This window comes from Leuconostoc garlicum (genome assembly GCF_001998805.1).
GTDB classification, from domain to species: Bacteria; Bacillota; Bacilli; order Lactobacillales; family Lactobacillaceae; genus Leuconostoc; species Leuconostoc lactis.
Genome location: NZ_CP016329.1, coordinates 1,483,974 through 1,503,469, shown reverse-complemented (window position 1 = coordinate 1,503,469; position 19,496 = coordinate 1,483,974). Strand labels below are relative to the sequence as shown.

Here is a 19,496-nt window from a genome sequence, read left to right as displayed (position 1 = left end):
AAGGAGACCGATGGCAACTGAAACCATTCATTTATTACACACTAATGATGTACATTCGCACCTTGAAAATTGGCCGCGGATTCAACGCTTTTTGTTAGACGCACAAGCAGCCCCAACGACGCATTATACGTTTGATATTGGCGATGCCATCGATCGCCTACATCCGCTCACTGATGCCACGATGGGTCAGGGAAATGTTGCGCTAATGAACCAGGTGCATTATGATGGCGTGACAATTGGCAATAACGAGGGCTTAGTTTTACCGCATGAGGCGATGGCAACGTTGTATCAAGACGCCAATTTTGATGTGATTTTGAGCAATTTAAAAGCCTCATCAGCAGGCGAACAGCCATCGTGGGCGAAGCCGTATAAAATCATGACCACGCCGGCTGGGACACGGGTGGGGGTCTTTGCCTTAACAGCACCGTATACGTTAACTTATCCAATGCTTGGCTGGTACCCGCAGGCTGTTGACGAAACGATTCAGGCATTGTTACCAACATTGCGGGCACAGGCCGATGTGGTCGTGTTATTATCGCATTTAGGTTTGCCAACTGATGAAAAAATCGGGGCAAAATATCCCATTGATGTTGTGATTGGTGCGCACACCCATCATTTGCTGCCACATGGTAAAATAGTTAATGGGACTTTGCTGGCAGCGGCAGGTCGTTATGGGAACCATGTCGGCGATATTACCTTGACGTTGCGTAATCATCAGATTGTGTCCCAACAAGCGCAGGTGACACCGACTTATGAAATGGCCGAAGCTGATGATGATTATTCAGCGGTGCACGGTTGGTTACAGACGGGACAATCACTTTTAAAACAGCGCATTGTGACCCATTTGCCACGTGACATTTCGGCTGATGAGCAGAGTTATGATGCGTTGCGTGCGCTAAAAGCATATTTTAATGTCCCAATTGCCATGGTCTCAACCGGCATGTTTGTAGATGAGCTACCAGCAGGTGAGTTGAGTGACTATGAACTGCTTGAAAGTATGCCACATGCCATCAACCCTATGGTTATGACACTGTCGGGTGATGAGATTAGTCAGTTAGTGACGACCATTAGCGACCAGCAGGCCGAACTGTCGACGTTACCGGTTAAAGGCAGTGGTTTTCGTGGTAAGGTGTTTGGGTATATGCGATTTAGTGGGTTAGATCGTGACCGACACGGTCAAATTTGGCTTGATGGGCACAAGCTTGACCCCGCGCGACAATATCAAATTGCGACCCTTGACCACTATAAATGGGTGCCTTTTTTCCCAGTGATTCAACAAGCACCAGTAACCATTGCGCAGGATCTATTGTTACGCGAACTTATGGGACAGTATTATCAAACAAAATATGCGCATATTTAAAAATATGAAAGGCGGTTGACAACATGGATCGCGATACTTTGAAAGAACGGACCTTATTACAACAGGCAGAACGTAAACAGGCGTATGCCATAACCCGACAAGGGGATGAAATTGAAATTGACCGCTTAACACTTGAACTGGTGGAAGATTTTAAGTCAGCATTCGACCTTGATATGCTTGCGGTTCGCTACACGCCATTGTTGGCACAATATGACTATATTGTCGGTGATATTTCCGCTGAACAATTACGGTTGAAGGGTTTTTATCGCAATGATAAAAACGTTGCCAATGATGATAAAATCGAAGCCTTACAAGATTATCTTTATGAATATGTGAACTTTGGGGCGCCGTATTTTGTGCTAGAAAATGTCAATCCACGACCGCTAGAACAAGAAGCGCGGCCTAAAAATGCGAATCGTTCACGGCGCAATCAGCGTCGTAAGTCGAATTCCGAAAAGGAAAAGCGGGTCACAAAACCACCGATCGCTCACAAAACGGCCAAGTCAAATAATAAAAAGCCCGGAAAACGCGCTTTCGTCATTAAACAAAAATAACAGCCATCTCGGCTGTTATTTTTTTGATTAAAAAGACACATAAAAAGCCACAACCGAAGTCGCGACTTGATATAGCTCGTGAGAGAATCGAACTCTCGATTCCGCCGTGAAAGGGCAGCGTCTTAGCCACTTGACCAACGAGCCATGGTCAGTAATGTCTGATCTGTATCAGACAACTATATTAGTATACCAACTCGAAAAAAAGTTGTCAACAGGTTAATCAGAAAAAATGTCACCAAATTAAAAAAACCTAGACGCTAGGTCTAGGTTTTGGTATTTAATCAAGTGGGACATCAACAGCCCAACCTTCAGGGCCTTTCTCATCGCCATATTGAATCGCTGTGAGGCGGTCATACAACTTTTGCGTCCATGGCCCAACTTCTGTTTCTGAATAGAAGACGTGCTTTTTACCGTTGTGTGTAATTGAACCAACTGGTGAGATTACAGCAGCGGTTCCCATGGCACCAGCTTCTGCGAATTGATCCAAATCATTGATTGAAATCGTGGTTTCTTCTGCCTTAAGGCCAAGTTCTTCAGCCACAGCCAACAATGAATACTTGGTAACTGATGGCAAGATTGAAGGGGACTTTGGTGTTAAGAAACGCCCATCTTTGGTAATACCAAAGAAGTTAGCTGATCCGAGTTCTTCAATGTTTTCATGCAAACGTGGGTCAAGATAGACCACATCAGAGTAGCCAGCTGCATGCGCTTCATGACCAGCAAGCATAGAAGCACCGTAGTTACCACCGGCCTTAGCAGCACCTGTACCGCCATGGGCAGCACGATCATAATGATTTGTCACATAAGCGGTTGGCGTCAAACCACCCTTATAGTAGGCACCTACTGGTGTGGCGTAAACTTCAAAGACATAATTGTCAGCAGGATGCACCCCAACCACTGGACCACCACCAAATTCGAAGGGACGCAGATAAAGCGTCGCACCTGTGCCATAAGGTGGGATAAAGTCTTGGTTTGCTTTGGTGACTTCACGTAACCCACGGAGGAATAATTCTTCAGGTACGGGGGCCATCATCAAACGAGCAGCTGAATCTTGGAATCGCTTGGCATTACGATCAGGGCGGAATAGATTAGCACCACCATCTTTACGCCGATAAACCTTGAGGCCTTCAAAAATATTTTGGCCATAATGAAGGCCAGTGGCTGCTTCATTGACTGGCAAATTTGAGTCCGTTTCGAGACCGCCTTCACTCCACTTGCCATCCTTATAGTAGGCACGGAAACGGTAAGGGAGGTCGTGGTATTCGAAACCAAGTTCAGACCAGTTGAAATCAGAGGGTTGTGCTTTCTTTTGTGACATAATCTATTCTTCTTTCTGATAAAATTATAATAATTCTACTATAACGCGTCATTAAAAATTAAACAACATCTAAATGTAAATCATTTTCACGGGTTTTACCCATTTTCTTAAGCGTATAGTACATTGTCATGCAGGCTACGACAGGGACGACGATACCAAAGACAACGAGTAACAAGAGGCCAGTTGGATTGGTTGAAGCGAGTGCCAATGGGGCAATGAAGCCATTTAAGCCAAGACCGGCGATGGCAAATGGGACTTTCAAATGGAACACACCAACGGCTACCATGGCTGACAAACCAGCGACAACGGCGGGACCAAACATCAAGACGGGACTCTTTAAGAGGTTAGGGAATTGGACTTTTGGTGTGACAATTGTTTGGGCAAAATTAGCACCAAGATCATTTTGCGTCCAACCCATAGCAGTGTAAACGACGAAGCCAGCTGTTGTGCCGATCATGGCTGCCCCACCAGAAAGCGGATCAAGCATGACAGCGATCGCCAAAGCGGCTGAAGAAGCGGGGGTCATTAAGAAGAGGAACCAAACAAATGCGACGACAAAGGCGCCAAGGAATGGATTCACTTTCATTGTTGAGGCGAGTGATTCAGAAACCCAGTTCAAAAATGGTGTGGTCACGGCGGCAGTCCCAAGACCAAAGAAAGTACCGGCCAATGTTGCAGCTAATGGCACCAACATCATGTCAAGTGGTGTTTTACCAGTTAGCCAGTTACCAACCAACACGGCCAAAATAGCTGCAAGAACGGCTGAGATGGGTTGACCTGACGTCATCACCAATGAACCAGCGGGTTGATTAGCGAGCCAACCAGTTGCGGTATGGGTGCCAGGCACAACCGTTGTCGTGAAATAAACGGCGTTTGAGCCGACTGTGGCCGCAATTAACGCCGCCCCAGTCGTTAAAATGTTGGCGCGCATCATAATGGCAATGCCTACACCCAGAGCAGGGGCGAGCATTTTTTGCCCCATCAAACCGGCTTGGATGAGTGGTGTGTAGTGGAATAAATTACCTAATGACGACATCAAGAGGCCCATGCCAAGCACTGCCAAAATGGCATTAGAAATACCGGTTGAGACATCAAAGACAACCTCTCTGGCCGTCTTTGGCTTAGCTTTTTTGTCAGTTAGGGATAGGTCGCTTTCGGCCATTGTTGGGGTTGCATTTGCAGTAAGATCCATGTGATTTTCCTCCGTGGTGGACTGTTGACGTGCGCGCCAACGTAACAGTAGTACAGTGCCATTAAATCAAAAAGAAAAGAGGCGCTAGTTGAATACTAGCGCCTCTAGAAAATGTCGTTTTGAGCAACATTTTTGCGCCAGTCGAGAAACCTTCTCGACTGGTAGCAAAAATAGACCAGCGAGAAGTCACATAATAATGACGGCGTTGATCTTAATGACGTTTGTGAAGTTGTCAGTTGCAAGTAAGTACATCGTTTTATTTCCTTTGATTTGTTGTTTTAAATTATGGCATGAAGTTAATTAAATGTCAACGTTTTAATTTAAAACTCATTAAAATCACGCGAACCGTTAGAAAATAATGCGTTATGATAACATTAGAAAACAGATTGGAGAAAATCAGATGTTACTATTAGCAGTGAAAGCCATTAGTGAAGAAGATCGTGCTTTTTTGGCCGAACACGATATCGACGTTGTGACGCCAGACACGATTACTGATGCACAAATTTCCGATGTTGTGATTAGCTATGCCTGGGACAATCGCATTGGCGATAAGATACTGGCCCAACCAGACTCAAAATTGAAATGGATCCAGACCCAATCAGCCGGTGTGGATTATTTACCCTTGCAAATTCTTAAAGAACGTGGCATTATCGTGACGAATGCCAGTGGTTTAAAGGCCGAACCAATTGCGCAAACGGTGTTGAGTTATATTTTGTATTTTGCCCGTGGCTTAAATGTGTACGCGACCCGACAGCACTGGGAACCGTTTACCGATCAGTATATGGTTAGTGAGCTGCCGGTCTTAGTTTTTGGGACTGGTCGCATTGGGCAGCAAATTGCAGCACAAATTAAAGGATTTGGGGGCACTGTTTATGGTGTCAATACGACTGGTCGTGCCGTCCCAGGCTTTGATGAGGTTTATCCGATTACAAATTATCAAGAAGGGCTTTCAAAAGCCCGCGTCGTTGTGGATGGCCTGCCGGGCACAAAAGACACAGAAAACTTTTTTGATGAGTATTTTTTTGAACAAGTGAATGAGTTGTTCCTCTTTGTCAACATTGGTCGTGGCACGACTTTAGATCAAGACGCCTTGTTAGCGGCAATTGATGATTCACGTGTGCGCTTTGCGGCACTTGATGTCACGACACCCGAACCCTTGCCAACACACCATCCTTTGTTTGAACGACCACAGATTTTGTTAACACAGCATACCAGTTGGGGTGAACATGAAAACTATGGCCGGACAGGTGGACTCTTTCGATTATTTAAGAAAAATGTTCCAGGTTTTGTTGCTGATGGCAGCCTAACTTATAATGTTGTGAATTTAGATAAAGGGTATTAACCGTTGCAAAAAAGTCAAGATGATCACATCTTGGCTTTTTTTGTTGGCTGACGCTTTACAATTGTTTACATATTTTAATCATTTAGCTGACTTGGTGTTGACATGGTCTTGTTACGATTAAATCATTAGGAAAGGTAGGGATTTGTATGATTGAGTTGAAACGACTACAAAAAGTCTATGATCAGCAGCAAGAAGCGGTGATTAAAGATGTCACGGTGTCGATTATGCCAGGTGAGTTTTTTGTGATGGTTGGCCCATCTGGGTCGGGTAAATCAACCCTTTTAAGAATGATTGCCGGTTTAGAACCCATTACTGGTGGTGATTTAATCATTGATGGGGAGCGTATGAATGATTTGCCACCAAAGGCCCGTCATTTGTCCATGGTATTTCAAAACTATGCGCTTTATCCCAATATGACCGTCGCCGATAACATTACTTTTGGGTTAAAAGCCCGGAAGGTAGACAGCGCTACCCAGCTTCAACGGCTATCCGATGCCTTAGAGATGGTCAACATGACCGATTATGCGTATCGCTATCCGCGTGAATTGTCCGGTGGTCAGCGTCAACGCGTGGCCTTAGCACGGAGTATTGTCTCTGGTGCAGAAATCATTTTAATGGACGAACCGCTCTCCAACCTAGATGCCCAACTACGAGAAAGTATGCGTTATGACATTAAAGCTTTGCAACGTAAGCTTGGCATCACGGTGGTCTACGTTACCCATGATCAAACCGAAGCAATGACGATGGGGGATCGGGTGATGATTTTAAATGATGGGGTGGTACAACAAATTGGTACGCCGATGCAGCTTTATCAGCTCCCAGCCAATACGTTTGTGGCCCAGTTCTTTGGGACACCAAAAATGAATGTGCTACCTGGCGTGACGGACTGGCAAAATCAGGGGGTCGTCATTGATACGCCCTATGATCCGGATGCTTTGGTTGGTATTCGACCAGAAGCAGCCCGACTCACACCTGAAAATGCGGATGATTTAGCGATTGATTTCTGGGTCACAACGGTGACGCAAATCGGGTCGGAAACCTTATTGTTTGGGACAATTAACGGCCGAGAAGAACCCTTGCAATTTAAAATTGCTGGCCAACATGATCTGACGGCGCAACAATTTATCACGTTGTATGTCCCACGATCAGCACTACACTATTTTGATTTGGCTGGTAAAATGCTCGCCACGGTGGGGGTGTGATATGGCACAAGTAACACCGGCACTTTACCAACAAGCAGGTACCAAGCAACGCTGGCGCCAAGCGCTGAGAACGCATTTGGTGGCCTTGGGTTTTCTCACACCGTCGCTTATTTTTCTTGGCGTCTTCATTTTTTATCCGCTGGTTAAAACCGTTTATTACAGCTTCTTTTTAACCAACGCCTTAGGGGAACCGGTTAAATTTGTTGGTTTTGCAAATTATACGACGATTCTTAAAGATCCGGTCTTTTTGACAAGTTTAGGAGTGACTTTAATATTTGTGGTCGCTGTAACTGGTTTGACCACGATTTGTGCGTTAGCTTTAGCAAATTTGGCTCGTAAGCATTTGCGTGGGACGGTCATTTTTAGAACCTTATTTGCGTCAACCATGGGTGTTTCAGTGTCAGTGGCATCAGTTTTATGGTTATTCTTCTTTCAACCAACCACTGGCGTATCTGACATGATCCTAAACGCCTTACATTTACCACCGATTCACTGGCTGACTGGTAACGTCTGGGCATTGGTAGCTGTGATTTTGACGGTTGTCTGGATGAATATTGGGTTTGCTTTCTTGGCCATTTCTGGTGCGTTAGAAAATGTCCCAACCCATTTATACGAAACGGCTGAAATTGAAGGGATCACACCTTGGCTTAAGTTTCGCTATATTACGCTTCTCCACATTAGCCCCACTTTGTTTTTTGTGGCCACAGTGACAATGATCAATGCCTTCCAGACGTTTGGACAAGTGGATTTATTGACCAAAGGCGGCCCAAATAATCATACGAATTTGATCGTTTATCAGATTTATCGGGATGCTTTTGTGAACCTCAATATTGGCAAAGCCTCAACGGAATCGATTATTTTAGCGCTTTTGATTGCGCTGGTGACCATGGCGCAATTTAAACTCACAGAAAAGCGGGTGATGTATCAATGATTATACCAACACAAGAAAAAATCTGGCGTTATACGCTCTTACTATGTCTGTCACTTTTAATTTTTGCGCCGGTACTGGTGGGCGTTTGGGTCTCGTTGCTACCAAATACAGCGATTTTAAACGGCCAATACTTGTCAACCGCATTGTCTTTTGATAATTATCGCCAAGCGCTGACACAAACCCCAATTTTGCGATATTTATTCAATTCATTTGTGGTTGCGAGTTTGGTCATGGTAGGACAAGTTGTTTTTTCAGCACTAGCCGCATATGCATTTGTCTTTATCCCATTTAAAGGTAAAAATGTTATCTTTTATGCATTTATTGCAACGATGATGCTCCCGTTTGAAGCACAATTGATTCCAAACTTTCAAACGTTACGTTGGCTAGGGTTTTTAAATCATTATGCCGCATTGGCACTGCCGTTTTTTGCCACCGCGTTTGGCACATTTTTATTGCGACAGGCATTTATGCAGGTGCCCATGGCGTTACGTGAATCAGCGTTAGTTGAAGGTATTGGCCACGGTCAATTTTTATACCGCGCCGTCTTACCTTATGCCAAAACGAGTTTGCTGACCTTGGCAGCGTATTCATTTTTGACGACTTGGAATATGTATCTTTGGCCACTGATCACCAGTTATAGTGATAACGTCCGTACGGTACAAATTGGCCTACGCCAGTTACAGGCGACCGAAGCGGTTAATTCTTGGGGTCTCATCATGGCGAGTGCCATTTTAATGATGATCCCAAGTTTGGTAGTCTTGTTAGTCTCACAAAAAGCCTTTAAATCAGGATTAATTGACGGGGCGGTGAAATCATGATGAAAAAAGTGACCACCATTACCATCGTATGTCTGACGATACTGGCTGTGATTGGCATCGGCATTACTCATGGCAAGACACCAACAGCCAGTGCGAATCAACGCACAACCATTGTTTTCTGGCATTCGATGGGTGGCAAACCGGCCGCTGCTTTGAAGCAATTAGTGGCCAAATATAATGCGTCACAAAGCAAATACACGGTTGTACCGGAATATCAAGGCGCCTATACGGAGTCCTTACCAAAATATTTAAACGTGGCGCAATCTTCAGCAGCACCAGCGATTGTGCAAGCCCAAGAAATTGCCACAAGTACGATGTTAGCCACGAAAAGCACGCTACCTATGAATCAACTATTAACCGCGCAAACAACGGATCAAATTGAAGATAATATTGCGCGCTACTATACTGTCAATCAGCAGCTGCAAGCCATGCCTTTTAATTCATCAACGCCAGTTTTGTATTATAATAAAGGTCTCGTCGAGCAGTTAGGTTTAACGCCTTTGCCACAAGATCCCAGCTATACGGACGTATTGGATTTGGCCAAAGCGATTACTGACAAGACGGGTGGTCAAACCAAGGGGATGACGATTGAAGCGTACGGTTGGTTATTTGAAGAATTAACCGCCAACCAAAATCAACTGTTAGCCAATCATGACAATGGTCGCGCAGCTGGCCAGTATGCGACAAAAATTAATCTGAATACGCCGGCAGCCAAGCGTTTAATGCAATTTATGACGCAAGCCATTCAAGATAAGTCATTTGTGAATTACGGGTCCGGTGATATTGCCGAAGCGAACCAACAAACAGCATTTTTAGCAGGCAAGTTGGGGATTTTCATGCAATCGTCAGCGTCAACTGGTGATTTGCAAGCCAATGCTAAGTTCAAACTCGGTGTGACGTATGTGCCACATGCTGATGGTGTGCCACGCAACGGACTCGCGTTAGGTGGGGCGGCGTTGTGGGCAAATAAGAACCAACCCGCAACAGTCAAACAAGGCACGGCGGACTTCTTGAAATTCATGGCATCGGCTGAATCACAAGCCCAATGGCGTTTGGCAACAGGGTATCTTGCCATGAACAAGCACGCCAAAGATTTACCACAGATCACCACCGCGGTCGCTAAAGATCCTAATTTGGGTGTTGCGACGCAACAACTCGCAACCAGTCAAAAAAATCCAGTAACAGCTGGGCCGTTGGTGCCAATTATGCCAATTGCTCGAACTAATATGGAAACGGCGATGCAATCCATTGCCAACGGGGCGCCGATTGATAAAAGTCTGCAAGTGGCCGAAGATGCGACTAATCAAGCGCTGGCAGCTTATAATGCTGCAAATCATTTAAAAAAGTGAGGAAGACGCATGATAAAAATTGCGCATCGCGGTATATCCGCTCAAGCACCCGAAAATACGCGGGCAGCGTTTGAACTGATGTTACCTCTGGGGGTCAATTGGTTAGAAACTGATATTGATATGACGTCTGATGGTCATCTGGTGTTGATTCATGATAGTAAAGTTGATCGCACTTCAAATGGCAACGGGACGGTCAATCACAATTCACTGATGGGGCTACAAAAGCTTGATTTTGGGCAGTGGTTTGCGCCAGCATTTACGGGAGAACGCATCGTCACGTTGGATTGGTTAATTGATTTTATCAATGAACATCACATCAATGTGAACTTTGAGCTCAAGACGAATGTCCGCGGTGAGCAGCAAAATTTTTATCTGATGCGTCTGCATCAAGCAATTCATCGCATTAATCGTGAAAATCAGATCATTGTGTCGAGTTTTGATGTGAAATTACTTAAAAAATTTCATGACTTAATGCCAAAAATTACGATTGGACTGTTACTGGCCGAGCCAATTTCAGATAACACGGTCGCGCTCGCACGCTCGGTCGGTGCCACCTACGTCCATCCTGATGTTAATGGCCTCACTGAAGCAGCCGTCCAACTGTTATTAGCTAATCAATTGGGTGTCAATGTGTGGACAGTTAACGATGCAGAAACGGCACAACGGCTGGCTGATTGGGGTGCTCATGCCATATTTACCGATTTTCCAAAGACGATGTAAGTCGTCTTTTTTGATTGCAAATTATTTGCTGCACAAGGTAATTTTTGCGGTGACATGTGATAAAATTAAGGGCATATTAATTGTCGGAGGCTGGATGTGGCTAAATTGAGAGAGCGGCGTGCCGCACGGGTTGCAGCAAACTATAAGCGGGTGATTAACAGTTTGGATAATCACTGGCATGTGTTAGACGATACACGTGTGGCGGTGGTGAAAGAAGTATTAGCATGGCTTGGGCATCCAGACCAAAAACTCAAGATCATCCACATTGCCGGCACGAATGGCAAGAGTTCTACAGGTGCTATGCTGGGGGCTATTTTACAGGCAAATGGCTATTCTTATGGCCATTTTTCGAGTCCTTACATTCTGTCAGATCGTGAGCAAATCACCGTTGATGATGAGATGATTTCAAAAAGTGATTTTCTCCGTCATTATCAAGATCTGGTGGCTTGTTTTAAACGCCATGGGGTATCTGCCGATCATTTGACGTATTTTGAGTATTTTACCGTCATTTCACTGTTGCATTTTGTCGATAATGCGGTTGATTTTGTTATTTTTGAAGCCGGTCTGGGCGGATTAAGAGATGCGACAAATGCGATTGCCACGCCGATGTTGACCGTCTTTACTAAAATTAGTGTTGATCACCAGCTCACGATTGGCCGTAGTCTCCAAGATATCGCTGAAAACGAAGCGGCCATTATCAAACCAGGGACCGTGGTGATTGATTATGCCGGCCAAGACTTGACTGTGCATCGTGTTTTAAAGGCGCAGGCTGAGGCGGTTGGTGCTAAGTGGTTTGAGCATACACCAGATCAAATTATTATTGCCAATACGACGCCAGCCGGTGTGGATCTTATTATTAATGGCACACCAGGTTATTTTTTAAGTATGCCTGGGGCGTTTCAGGTACATAATTTTGGGATTGTCTTACAAATTAAAGCTGCTTTGAAGACGATGGGGTATACGTTTACTACTGAGAAAACGCAGGCCGGCTTAGCCAACGTGAGCTTGATTGGTCGGATGAACTATCACCCAGAAAAAAACATTTTATTTGATGCCGCCCATAATGTTGACGGGATCACCGGTTTGGTGGCGGCGTTGAATGCTTGGCATTTGAAAATCAAACCCACGTTAATTTTAGGGGTCTTAAAAGATAAAGACTACCATGAAATGTTGGATGAAATTATTCCAGTTGTCCAGCGGGTGATCACCGTCACGCCGAAAAATAAATCGCGGGCTTTGTCAGCGGAAGAATTGGCTGCTACCATTATTATGACCTACCCGAAAGTCGAAGTTGAGATTGCCAATGATGCTTCGGCTGCGATTTCATTGGCCATGCGGGTCCGTGAATCATCACAGGCATTGATTGTGGTGACGGGATCCTTTTATACGCTAAGTGCCTTGCAAAAAGATGAGCGCATTTAAGCTGTGAGCAGCGTTTTTGAGATTTATCTCGAAATATGGTATGATAGTATGCGTTGACTTACATTAAATAAGGAGAAATCTTCATGACGCAATCGTCTCCGCAACCGCTTTTCTGGGACGAAGTTGTGGCTAATGCACAAAAAGGCCATGACTCGTCTGAAAAGCGACCATTCTTCAGTTTGGCACCCATGGAGGCCGTGACGGATACGATTTTCCGTCGTGTGGTTGAAAAAGCTGGTGCCCCTGATGTTTACTTTACAGAATTTACGAACGCAAGTTCAATGATTCATCCCAAAGCAAAGTTTTCCGTGCAAGGGCGTTTGGCCGTCGCTGAAAACGAGACACAACCAGTGGCACAAATTTGGGGCTCACGACCAGAAGATATTGCTGGGGCAGCAAAATTATTGCCCGACATGGGTTATCGAGCAGTTGATTTGAACATGGGTTGTCCTGATCCAACGGTTGTTAAAAACGGTGCTGGGTCAGATTTGATTCGCCACCAAGATTTGGCAGCACAACTCGTCTCGGCTGCCAAAGAATCTGGGCTACCAGTGTCAGTTAAGACACGTCTTGGCTTTTATGATCCCATGGAATTCCGTGACTGGTTGCCCGTGATTTTGCAGCAAGATGTTGCGGTGTTGACGGTTCACTTGCGTTCGCGCAAAGAAATGTCAAAAGCACCCGCACATTTTGAATTAATTGACGAAATCGTGGCGATGCGTGATGCCATTGCGCCAAACACATTGCTCCAAATCAATGGTGATATCAAGTCACGTGCCGAAGGGGAAGCGTTAGCTAGAGCCCATCCAGGCGTTGACGGGATTATGATTGGTCGTGGTATTTTTGAAAACCCTTATGCGTTTGAAAAAAGTCCACGCCAACATACTTTGGAAGAATCAATTGCCTTGTTAAAGTTGCAATTAGACTTATTTGATGAGGTAAATGCTACGGTAACGCCCAAGCATTTTGAAGCTTTGAAGCGTTACTTTAAGATTTATTTGCGTGGCTTTGCGCATGCGTCAGCTTTGCGACAAATGTTGATGGAAACTCATGCGACTGATGAAGTGCGTGAGGTGTTAGATCGCGAATTGGCGCGTGTCTATGCGGCTGTTGCCGCTGATCAGCACATTTATCGTGATAATGCAGCAGCTAGTGCCGAAATGGCAGCAGCCAATGCGGCAAAACTAGCACGTGAAGCAGCAGAATAATAATTGAATCGTTAAACTGGTTGAGTAGACACTCAAGGCGAACGTTTGTGGGGGAGCAACGTTAGTTTTTTGTGTTTGCTCTTTTTGTTATTTGATAAAACCAATACAATCATGTAGAAAGGATGTATTGCAGCACGCAATACAGCAAGGGAATATGACATTTTATTTAGATTTATTTTTAATGTTAGCCGCAGCCATTATCATGGGCTTAGGGGCACAACGCATCGGGATGCCGATTGTTGTTGGCCAATTGTTAGCGGGCGTGGTACTGGGGCCGAGTTTGTTGAACATTGTTCAGATTTCGCATAGTATTGAATTTATGGCTGAAATCGGGGTTATGATTTTGATGTTTATTGTCGGACTGGAAACCGATATCAAGCAATTAAAAGCAAACATCAAGCCGTCACTGATGGTAGCCGTTTTAGGCGCCGTCTTCCCAATGGTGGTTTTCTACTTCCTCGCACAAGCTTATCATTTTGATACGAAACAAGCGATATTTTGGGGTGTGGTGTTTGCCGCGACATCAGTCTCAATTACGGCGGAGGTCTTAAATGAATATCACCAACTGAAAACAAGAGCTGGTGTGACTATCCTTGGCGCAGCCGTAGCGGATGATATTTTAGCGGTTGCGAGCTTGTCTGGCTTCATTGCGATTTTCAGTGGTCAAGCTGACAAACAGCAACCACTTTGGCTCCAAGGGTTATTAGCAGTTGGCTTTTTCGTTGGGTTATATGTTGTCAGTCGCTATGTGTTACCGACATTTGTGCGGGTGGCAACGAAAATGAGTTTGCCAGCCATGAGTGGTTTGGTTGGGATGTTGTTGGCTTTGGGCGCCGGCACAGTCGCTGAGTTTGCTGGCATTTCCGCTGTGGTTGGATCATTCTTTATCGGGGTGGCCATTGCCAACTTACCACAAGCCCACAAGATGATGTCTGAGATGGTGTCAATTGGCTACGGTCTATTTATTCCAATCTTTTTTGCAAGTATCGGCTTAAAGATTTCATTTGACGGGTTTGGTGATAAGTGGGGGCTGCTACTCGTGATGTCATTAGCTGCTATTTTGACAAAGTGGGTCGGTTCCGGATTAGGGGCCAAAATGACTGGTATGAGTTATCATGATGCCAATGTTATTGGCTTGGGGATGGTGTCGCGTGGTGAAATGGCCTTGATTGTAGCCAATATCGGCTTGCAAGCCCACGTCATTGGTAAGGATACGTATTCCGAATTGGCAATTATCATCCTCGTCACGACAATTTTTGCACCAATTGCGTTGAGAAAAGTCCTTGTGAAATAATTAAAAAAACGTTGTGCCTGTTCTGGGTGCAACTTTTTTTGTATAATAAAGCTTATGGAACTCACAAGTAAAACAATTGAACAATCACTCACTGCACATCATTTGTTAGTCGCTAAGCCGGATAGCGATCAAACATTTGATTTTTTACATTATGATACCCGTCAAGTCAAAGACCAGACACTATTTGTTGTCAAAGGGGCTTTTCGGGTAGAATATTTGGCGCAAGCCGCCGGCGTGACTGGCTTAGTCACGGAAGAACTGATACCGGTTGATTTGCCACAATGGCAAGTCACGGATGTCCAAAAGGCGTTATCAGTCTTATCGATGGCCTTTTTTGACTACCCACAAAACGACTTGTGGATTGGTGCCTTTACGGGGACAAAAGGGAAAACAACCGCGGCGTACATGGCCTTTCAAATCTTACAGCACAAGACGCATCAGCATACGGCTTTGTTTTCAACGGTTGATCGCATTACTGGTAATCAACCAGCTGATAAGAAAAAGTCAGATTTGACCACGCCAGAATCTTATGAACTTTTCAAAGATATGCGCCGCGCTGTTGATAATGGCATGACGCATTTGGTCATGGAGGTCAGCTCACAGGCCTATCTCAAACAACGTGTCTATGGCCTAGAATTTCAAGTTGGCGCCTTTTTGAACATTTCACCTGATCACATTGGGCCAAATGAACATCCCAGCTTTGAGGATTATTTAGCCCATAAAATGATGTTACTGGATCATGCTGAACAGGTTATTGTTAATGCGGCAAGTGATCAGTTTTCAGCCGTGTTAGCACACGCCAAAACGCATCATGATCACGTCTATACTTATAGTCAAACCGACCAAGGTGGTGCGTATACGTATCAATCTCTTGAAAGTGCAATTCATGAGAGTCGTTTCACGGTTGCTGAGAGTGATTTGGCTGAGATGAGTGGGACTTATCGCTTGAATTTACCAGGTGATTTTAATGAATCAAATGCTTTAGCAGCGTTGATGATGACTGCCTTGGCAGGGGCCCAGCATGCTGATATGGTGGCTGGTTTAGATACGGTCTTTATTCCTGGTCGTATGTTGAGCTTACCAATTCCCGGTCATGGTGTCGCGTTTGTCGACTACGCCCACAACTATGCGTCCATGCGGGCACTGCTACAATTTGCGCAGAGTCAATATCCTGATGGTAAAGTTTCAGTGGTGATTGGTGCACCAGGCAATAAAGGTGTGTCGCGCCGTGCTGACTTTGGTCGGGTGGTGTCAGAGTTTGCGGACACGGTCTTTTTGACGGCTGATGATCCACAATTTGAATCGCCAATGGCCATTGCCAAAGAAATTGCGGCCCACATTACTAATCCTGATGTGACGGTACATTTTGAAATGGATCGTATCCAAGCCATTCAACAGGCGATTGCACAGGCCAACCCGCATGATATCGTGATTGTTGCCGGCAAAGGTGAAGATCCGTATCAAAAGATTAACGGTGTTGACGAACCCTATATTGGTGACTATGCGGTTGTCCAAAACGTTTTAAACGCGAATAATGCCTAAGAACACGCCCGATACGGGCGTGTTTTTTTAATGAGATATCATGTATTGTCTTCTTTGACATAAATGTGATATCATTAATATATGAAAAAGATTGGCGAAGAAAAAACTCATAAATCAGGTCGCATTCCATTGCGGATTGCGCCTGAATTGCATGAAATATTAGCGGAACAGGCCGCGCAAGAAGGGCGCTCGCTGAATAGTTATTTGACGAAGTTACTCGAAGCAGGCGCGCAACCGGACACTTTTGAAGAACGGCAGATTGTCGGTCAAATTATTTCAGGAGAAAACTTTGATTTGTTTAATCGATTAGTCTTAGTGTCAGGGATATATTATCGCTATTTAATTGATAATGCTGCGACGGCTAAAGTGGATAGGCAATATGTTGTGATTGAAGCGACTGGCAATATTTTAACGTTGCGCGAATTAAAGCCAGTGCTTGCTGTTTACGAATCTTAATATACGGGGGAGAAAGATGCTATTTTTTAAAATTGTGCCACAAAACAACGCAGGTTTAGTTGAAACGCTTGGTAAGTACCGCACGCGGAAAGAAGCTGGCCTTCACTTTTATGTGCCGTTTGTCCAACGCATTCGAAATGTCAGTTTGGCCATGCGACCACTGCGATTGCCAGATTATTCAGTCATTACGGCGGATAATGCTGACATTAAAGCCAGTGTCACATTGAACTACCATGTCACGGATGCGGTTAAATATATGTATGAAAATACGGATTCGGTCGAATCCATGGCACAACTTGTACGTGGTCACTTACGTGATATCATCGGCCGGATGGAATTGAATGAAGCTTTGGGATCTACGACTAAAATCAATATTCAGCTCGCCTCAGCGATTGGTGATTTAACGAATACGTACGGGATTAATGTTGACCGTATCAACATTGATGAATTACGCCCCTCAGCTTCTATCCAGGAAGCAATGGATAAGCAGTTAACGGCTGATCGTGAACGAGTGGCAACTATTGCAAAAGCTGAAGGTGAGGCACGCTCCATTGAGCTTACAACCAAGGCTAAAAATGACGCGTTGATGGCAACGGCGAAAGCAGAAGCTGACGCGACGAAAACCCGTGCTGATGCCGAACGTTACCGAATCGATACGGTACAAGCCGGTTTGGCTGGGGCGGATGACAAGTACTTCCAAAACCAATCGATTAACGCATTCGCAACGTTAGCCAATTCACCTACGAATTTGGTCGTTGTGGATAGTAAGAAAATGGCAACGCTTGGCCAATTACCGGTGGCTGGCAAGTTGTTTGATAAAGGCCTAAAATAAAAGCGCTGTTAATTCAGCGCTTTTTTGCGTGACATCAGCAGGGGTTGTGAGAATATGTTACAATTTTTTCAGTGAGTGACGGGTATTTTAGCTGCGGTCACAAGAATTAAAGGCATGCACACACTTTGCTGTGCTTGGTAAGGAAAATGTTTAAAGAAAAAAATGTGCTGGTCGTTGTCACGGGCAGTGTATCAGCTTATAAGGCGGCTAGTTTTGTCCGTTTGCTCGTGAAGGATCACGCCCATGTACGGGTTGCGATGACACAATCAGCACAAGAATTTATTACTAGTAAAACACTGGCTATTCTATCTGGGCATGACGTGCTAACTGATTTATTTGCTGGCCATACGACTGAGGTGGTGCATATTGACTGGGCTAAGTGGGCGGATATCATTTTCGTGGTCCCCGCCACCGCAAACATGATTGGTAAGTTGGCTAACGGCTTGGCTGATGATGCACCGACTGCAACCATTATGGCCGCAACAGCTAAAAAGATTATTGCACCGGCCATGAATGACGTGATGTTAGCGAATCCCGCGGTTACCCGCAATTTGGCAACACTTGCGGTCGATGGTTGGTTGGTGATTGAACCAGCCGAGGGTTTTTTGGCAGAAGGGTATGCCGCTAAAGGGCGCTTGCCAGAACCAGAAGCCATTTTGGCAGAAGCGGCCATCCGACTCCGCGCCCAAACGGGTCATCTGCGTGGTAAAAAGATTGTGATTACGGCTGGTGGGACGCGTGAAGCGCTAGATCCGGTGCGCTTTTTGACCAATAAATCAAGTGGCAAAATGGGTTATGCGTTAGCCCAAGCTGCCGCGGAAAATGGGGCCGAGGTCACGCTTATCACCACGGTTGATCGTCAGACCATTTTTGGCGTCACCAAGGTCATGGTTGATTCAACCCAAGCGATGTATGAGGCCGTGATGGCGGCTTTTCCGACCGCAGATATTTTTATTGGGGCTGCAGCAGTGTCAGACTTTAAGCCTGCCACACTGGCCCAAGATAAAATCAAGAAGCAAGGGGATGTTGGTTTGACGTTAACCCTCGTTCAAAATCCGGATATTTTGAAAACAGTGGGGCAGCAAAAATCAGCCAATCAGTTGGTTGTTGGTTTTGCGGCTGAGACCCAAGATGTCATTGCCTATGGACAAGCTAAGTTGAAAAAGAAGCGGGCAGATATGTTGATTGTTAATGATGTGAGTTCGCCAAACATTGGCTTTTCATCGGATGATAATGTGATTACAATCTTAACGCCAGATCAGTCAGCAGAAACCTTACCGCAAGCAGATAAATTAACCTTAGCACGTGAGATTATGCAACGGATTAGTACGTTGAAATAGCAGCGTTTTTGTGGTAAAATATGGTGTTACACATCGATTACAGGAGGAAATGTGACTAGGACAGTTGAAAAGCGCAATGCGCATTGTCCTTGCAATTGCGCTGTTGACTTGTAAAGCAACAGCCAAGACGTCACAGCTGACAAACATGGCAGACGAAGAAGAAAACAAGGCCTCTAAGTATCATATTGGCGACATTTTACTCGCACCAGCTTATGGTAATTTGGAAAAGCCATTTACTGGACAAGTTGAAAAAGTTTATGAAAATTCATTGTTGGTTGAAATTACGGAAAATGATCCAGCTGACCAACCCACTGTTAACGAAATGAATCATCGTGCAGTGGTCCGAATGGATGAAATTGAAGTGATTAAGCATGCCCCAGCACCAAAAACTGCTGAGGTTGACGTTGAAGAATAAAGATGTTTCGGTAATTCATTACCAGCGAGTCTGAGTGGGTGTGAGTCAGATAATGAAGGAAACGGCGCGTATTTGGAGTCAAACAATTAGATATTGAGTGGCGAAAGCTATTAGAGTGGTACCGCGGGTGAAAACTCGTCTCTTGTGATATATCAAGAGACGAGTTTTTATTTTGCAGGCAAAAAATACGGTATAATAAAA

18 protein-coding genes and 1 tRNA gene are annotated in these 19,496 nt (G+C 44.9%); 16 read left to right on the top strand and 3 right to left on the bottom strand.

Annotation, left to right across the window (positions count from 1 at the left end):
• The first annotated feature begins 10 nt into the window (after window positions 1–10).
• Entirely contained in the window at window positions 11–1,360 is a 1,350-nt protein-coding gene (locus A9176_RS07575) for a bifunctional metallophosphatase/5'-nucleotidase (protein WP_077283004.1), read from the top strand.
• Window positions 1,361–1,383: 23 nt separating this feature from the next.
• A complete protein-coding gene (locus tag A9176_RS07570; RefSeq protein ID WP_010004442.1) occupies window positions 1,384–1,914 on the top strand; it encodes a YutD family protein in 531 nt (176 codons plus the stop codon).
• Window positions 1,915–1,986: 72 nt separating this feature from the next.
• On the opposite strand, the gene A9176_RS07565 is transcribed toward A9176_RS07570, so the two are convergent.
• The 3 genes from A9176_RS07565 to A9176_RS07555 form a co-directional block, all read right to left on the bottom strand.
• Window positions 1,987–2,058, bottom strand: a tRNA-Glu gene (locus A9176_RS07565).
• A gap of 133 nt (window positions 2,059–2,191) precedes the next feature.
• The gene (locus A9176_RS07560) at window positions 2,192–3,232 is read right to left on the bottom strand and encodes a branched-chain amino acid aminotransferase (protein ID WP_029509817.1); all 1,041 of its coding nucleotides are present in this window, start codon (window positions 3,230–3,232) and stop codon (window positions 2,192–2,194) included.
• 58 nt (window positions 3,233–3,290) lie between these two features.
• Window positions 3,291–4,424 carry a PTS transporter subunit IIC gene (locus tag A9176_RS07555; RefSeq protein ID WP_048701959.1) on the bottom strand — a complete coding sequence of 378 codons (1,134 nt, stop codon included), beginning with the start codon at window positions 4,422–4,424 and terminating at the stop codon, window positions 3,291–3,293.
• Between the two features lie 400 nt (window positions 4,425–4,824).
• Between A9176_RS07555 and A9176_RS07550 the strand changes: the two genes are divergently transcribed.
• From A9176_RS07550 to A9176_RS07485, 14 genes are all read left to right on the top strand, one after another.
• On the top strand, window positions 4,825–5,766 hold the full coding sequence (locus A9176_RS07550) for an NAD(P)-dependent oxidoreductase (protein ID WP_077283002.1): 942 nt from the start codon (window positions 4,825–4,827) through the stop codon (window positions 5,764–5,766).
• A gap of 146 nt (window positions 5,767–5,912) precedes the next feature.
• Window positions 5,913–6,968 (top strand): ABC transporter ATP-binding protein, encoded by a 1,056-nt coding sequence (locus tag A9176_RS07545; RefSeq protein ID WP_077282999.1) that lies wholly within the window; start codon window positions 5,913–5,915, stop codon window positions 6,966–6,968.
• 1 nt (window position 6,969) lies between these two features.
• Window positions 6,970–7,899, top strand: coding sequence for a carbohydrate ABC transporter permease (locus A9176_RS07540; RefSeq protein ID WP_077282997.1), 930 nt, complete (start codon window positions 6,970–6,972; stop codon window positions 7,897–7,899).
• Window positions 7,896–8,717, top strand: coding sequence for a carbohydrate ABC transporter permease (locus A9176_RS07535; protein WP_077282995.1), 822 nt, complete (start codon window positions 7,896–7,898; stop codon window positions 8,715–8,717). Before A9176_RS07540 ends, A9176_RS07535 begins: the two co-directional genes overlap by 4 nt.
• Entirely contained in the window at window positions 8,714–10,066 is a 1,353-nt protein-coding gene (locus A9176_RS07530; protein ID WP_077282993.1) for an ABC transporter substrate-binding protein, read from the top strand. The genes A9176_RS07535 and A9176_RS07530 overlap by 4 nt, the downstream gene beginning before the upstream one ends.
• 9 nt (window positions 10,067–10,075) lie before the next feature.
• A complete protein-coding gene (locus A9176_RS07525) occupies window positions 10,076–10,786 on the top strand; it encodes a glycerophosphodiester phosphodiesterase family protein (protein ID WP_077282991.1) in 711 nt (236 codons plus the stop codon).
• A 96-nt stretch (window positions 10,787–10,882) separates the two neighbouring features.
• A complete protein-coding gene (locus A9176_RS07520; protein WP_077282989.1) occupies window positions 10,883–12,208 on the top strand; it encodes a bifunctional folylpolyglutamate synthase/dihydrofolate synthase in 1,326 nt (441 codons plus the stop codon).
• Window positions 12,209–12,291: 83 nt separating this feature from the next.
• Window positions 12,292–13,416, top strand: a complete 1,125-nt coding sequence (locus tag A9176_RS07515; protein WP_077282987.1) for a tRNA dihydrouridine synthase — start codon at window positions 12,292–12,294, stop codon at window positions 13,414–13,416.
• A gap of 154 nt (window positions 13,417–13,570) precedes the next feature.
• The gene (locus A9176_RS07510) at window positions 13,571–14,710 is read left to right on the top strand and encodes a cation:proton antiporter (RefSeq protein WP_077282985.1); all 1,140 of its coding nucleotides are present in this window, start codon (window positions 13,571–13,573) and stop codon (window positions 14,708–14,710) included.
• Between the two features lie 54 nt (window positions 14,711–14,764).
• Window positions 14,765–16,252: a UDP-N-acetylmuramyl-tripeptide synthetase gene (murE, locus tag A9176_RS07505; RefSeq protein WP_077282983.1), complete on the top strand. Its 1,488-nt coding sequence runs from the start codon at window positions 14,765–14,767 to the stop codon at window positions 16,250–16,252.
• Between the two features lie 81 nt (window positions 16,253–16,333).
• A complete protein-coding gene (locus A9176_RS07500; protein WP_077282981.1) occupies window positions 16,334–16,708 on the top strand; it encodes a toxin-antitoxin system HicB family antitoxin in 375 nt (124 codons plus the stop codon).
• A gap of 16 nt (window positions 16,709–16,724) precedes the next feature.
• On the top strand, window positions 16,725–17,540 hold the full coding sequence (locus tag A9176_RS07495; protein WP_029509830.1) for an SPFH domain-containing protein: 816 nt from the start codon (window positions 16,725–16,727) through the stop codon (window positions 17,538–17,540).
• A 146-nt stretch (window positions 17,541–17,686) separates the two neighbouring features.
• Window positions 17,687–18,880, top strand: coding sequence for a bifunctional phosphopantothenoylcysteine decarboxylase/phosphopantothenate--cysteine ligase CoaBC (coaBC, locus tag A9176_RS07490; protein ID WP_077282979.1), 1,194 nt, complete (start codon window positions 17,687–17,689; stop codon window positions 18,878–18,880).
• Window positions 18,881–19,025: 145 nt separating this feature from the next.
• Entirely contained in the window at window positions 19,026–19,295 is a 270-nt protein-coding gene (locus A9176_RS07485; RefSeq protein WP_029509832.1) for a DUF2187 domain-containing protein, read from the top strand.
• Window positions 19,296–19,496: the final 201 nt, after the last annotated feature.

Coding starts and splice junctions, on each gene's coding strand:
- A9176_RS07500 (WP_077282981.1), top strand. CDS start 16,334: ATGAAAAAGATTGGCGAAGAAAAAACTCATAAATCAGGTCGCATTCCA.
- A9176_RS07515 (WP_077282987.1), top strand. CDS start 12,292: ATGACGCAATCGTCTCCGCAACCGCTTTTCTGGGACGAAGTTGTGGCT.
- A9176_RS07550 (WP_077283002.1), top strand. CDS start 4,825: ATGTTACTATTAGCAGTGAAAGCCATTAGTGAAGAAGATCGTGCTTTT.
- murE (WP_077282983.1), top strand. CDS start 14,765: ATGGAACTCACAAGTAAAACAATTGAACAATCACTCACTGCACATCAT.
- A9176_RS07525 (WP_077282991.1), top strand. CDS start 10,076: ATGATAAAAATTGCGCATCGCGGTATATCCGCTCAAGCACCCGAAAAT.
- A9176_RS07535 (WP_077282995.1), top strand. CDS start 7,896: ATGATTATACCAACACAAGAAAAAATCTGGCGTTATACGCTCTTACTA.
- A9176_RS07575 (WP_077283004.1), top strand. CDS start 11: ATGGCAACTGAAACCATTCATTTATTACACACTAATGATGTACATTCG.
- A9176_RS07555 (WP_048701959.1), bottom strand. CDS start 4,424: ATGGATCTTACTGCAAATGCAACCCCAACAATGGCCGAAAGCGACCTA.
- A9176_RS07540 (WP_077282997.1), top strand. CDS start 6,970: ATGGCACAAGTAACACCGGCACTTTACCAACAAGCAGGTACCAAGCAA.
- A9176_RS07495 (WP_029509830.1), top strand. CDS start 16,725: ATGCTATTTTTTAAAATTGTGCCACAAAACAACGCAGGTTTAGTTGAA.
- A9176_RS07570 (WP_010004442.1), top strand. CDS start 1,384: ATGGATCGCGATACTTTGAAAGAACGGACCTTATTACAACAGGCAGAA.
- A9176_RS07530 (WP_077282993.1), top strand. CDS start 8,714: ATGATGAAAAAAGTGACCACCATTACCATCGTATGTCTGACGATACTG.
- A9176_RS07485 (WP_029509832.1), top strand. CDS start 19,026: ATGGCAGACGAAGAAGAAAACAAGGCCTCTAAGTATCATATTGGCGAC.
- A9176_RS07560 (WP_029509817.1), bottom strand. CDS start 3,232: ATGTCACAAAAGAAAGCACAACCCTCTGATTTCAACTGGTCTGAACTT.
- A9176_RS07510 (WP_077282985.1), top strand. CDS start 13,571: ATGACATTTTATTTAGATTTATTTTTAATGTTAGCCGCAGCCATTATC.
- coaBC (WP_077282979.1), top strand. CDS start 17,687: ATGTTTAAAGAAAAAAATGTGCTGGTCGTTGTCACGGGCAGTGTATCA.
- A9176_RS07545 (WP_077282999.1), top strand. CDS start 5,913: ATGATTGAGTTGAAACGACTACAAAAAGTCTATGATCAGCAGCAAGAA.